This is a genomic window from Ralstonia sp. 1138, assembly GCF_040544795.1.
GTDB classification, from domain to species: domain Bacteria; phylum Pseudomonadota; class Gammaproteobacteria; order Burkholderiales; family Burkholderiaceae; genus Ralstonia; species Ralstonia flatus.
Genome location: NZ_JBEPKQ010000019.1, coordinates 1 through 2,414, shown reverse-complemented (window position 1 = coordinate 2,414; position 2,414 = coordinate 1). Strand labels below are relative to the sequence as shown.

At 64.3% G+C, this 2,414-nt stretch carries 1 protein-coding gene; it reads right to left on the bottom strand.

Annotation, left to right across the window (positions count from 1 at the left end; translation table 11 throughout):
- Positions 1-2,414: beta strand repeat-containing protein (locus ABIC76_RS25495; protein ID WP_354535647.1), on the bottom strand; the 2,414-nt coding region annotated here is incomplete at both ends.

The window sequence follows — 2,414 nt, the reverse complement described above, 5'->3', positions numbered from 1 at the left end:
GCCGGCGTGATCTTGCCGCCCACCACCGCCGCACCATTGCTCGTGTTCGCGTAGCTGACGTTGTAGTCCGACAGACGGCTGCCCAGCGTCGCGCTGGTCAGATTGCCACTCAGACCTGCGGTGTTGAACGAGGCGTTGCTTGCGTTCAGCACGTGCTGGCTGTTGTACGAGCCATTGCCCGTCACCGCCAGCGTGTCACCTGCGAGCAGACCCGTCGCGGTCGAGCCGTTGACCGTCGCGTTGGCGTTGCCGTCGTACGTCTTGGTCACGTTGGAGAGCGTCACCGTCACGTTCTTGGGCGTCACGGTACCCACGTTGTTCACGTAGGTGACGTTGTAGTCGGTGATGAAACCACCGCCCGTGATCGAGGCGTTGCTCAACTGATTGGCCGCCAAGGTCGAGCCGTTCGCGCCCAGCACGTGGCTGGAGTTGAACTGCTGCGCCACGGTGCCGTTCAGACGATCCGCGCCCTTGAGGCCCGTCACCGTGGCCGACCCGCCCGAGGTCGTCGTGCCGTCGTACACCTTGGTGTCGTTGCTCGCCGTCACCGTCAGCGCCGCCGGCGTGATGTTGGCCGTCGTGCTGCGGTTCAGGGTCGGCGTGTTGTAGTCGCTCACCAGACCCGTGCCGTTGGAGAGCGTCACGTTGCCGATCGTCACGTTCAGACCATTGCCCACGTGCGTGGTGTTGAACGCCGCCGTCGCGCCGCTCGTGTTCACCGTCAGCGTCTCGCCGTTCACGCCGCGCGCCGTCACGCCGCTCGTGTTCACCGTCGCCGTGTTGGTGGCGTCGTACACCTTGTCGTTGGCCGTCAGGTTGCCCGTGACCGTCACGTTCGCCTTGGTGATCGTGCCACCCACCACCGCCGCACCATTGCTCGTGTTCGCGTAGCTGACGTTGTAGTCCGACAGGCGGCTGCCCAGCGTGGCGCTGGTCAGATTGCCACTCAGACCTGCGGTGTTGAACGAGGCGTTGCTCGCGTTCAGCACATGCTGGTTGTTGTACGAGCCGTTGCCTGTCACCGCCAGCGTGTCACCCGACAGCAGACCCGTCGCGCTCGAGCCGTTGACCGTCGCGTTGGTGGTCCCGTCATACGTCTTGGTCACGTTGGAGAGCGTCACCGTCACGTTCTTGGGCGTCACGGTACCCACGTTGTTCACGTAGGTGACGTTGTAGTCGGTGATGTAGCCACCGCCCGTGATCGAAGCGTTCGTCAGGTTCTGCGCCACCGACAAGGTCGAGCCGTTCGCACCCAGCGCGTGGCTGGAGTTGAACTGCTGCGCCACGGTGCCGTTCAGCCGATCCGCACCCTTGAGGCCCGTCACCGTGGCCGACCCACCCGAAGTGGTCGTGCCGTCATACACCTTGGTGTCGTTGCTCGCCGTCACCGTCAGCGCCGCCGGCGTGATGTTGGCCGTCGCGTTGGCGTTCAGGCTCTGCGTGTTGTAGTCGCTCACCAGACCCGTGCCGTTGGACAGCGTCACGTTGCCGATCGTCACGTTCAGGCCGTTGCCCACGTGCGTGGTGTTGAACGCCGCCGTCGCACCGCTCGCGCACACCGTCAGCGTCTCGCCGTTCACGCCGCGCGCCGTCACGTTGCCAACATTCACCGTTGCCGTGTTGGTGGCGTCATACACCTTGTCGTTGGCCGTCAGGTTGCCCGTCAGGGTCACGTTTGCCTTGGTGATGGTGCCGCCCACCACCGCCGCGCCGCTGGTTGTGTTCGCGTAGCTGATGTTGTAGTCCGACAGCTGGCTGCCCAGCGTGGCACTCGTGAGGCTGCGGTTCAGGCTCGCCGTATTGAACGACGCATTGGTCGCGTTCAGCACGTGCTGGTTGTTGTACGTGCCATTGCCCGTCACCGCCAGCGTATCGCCCGAGAGCAGACCCGTCGCGGTCGAGCCGTTGACCGTCGCATTGGTGTTGCCGTCGTACGTCTTGGTCACGTTGGAGAGCGTCACCGTCACGTTCTTCGGGGTGATGGTGCCACCCGTGCCGCCCGTCTGGGTGGCCGTGAAGCCCGTGACGGACCAGTTGTGGCTATTGGCAACCAGTTGAACGGCCGAGTTGCCAGTCACCGACAACCCCAGGCCGGTGCCTACGTGCGTCGTGTTGTACGACGCGTTGGACACCGTCAGGTTGGAGACGTTTGCGCTCGTGCAACCCAGGATCGACACCGTCGCTCCCGAGAGGTTGGTGAAACCCAACGCCGTGTTGGAACCGTCGTACACCTTGGTGGCCGTGGCACCCGTCATCGTCGCGTTGCTCTGCACCCGCGCGTAGTAATTGCGCGTGCCGGCCACGCGTGAACTCATGTTGCCCAGCGTCGCGTTATACGTCGCATAAGTCGTGGCCCCAGTGCCGCCGGTCACCACTGCGTCCAATGCCCGCAGGTTGTCATTGCCCGTGTACAC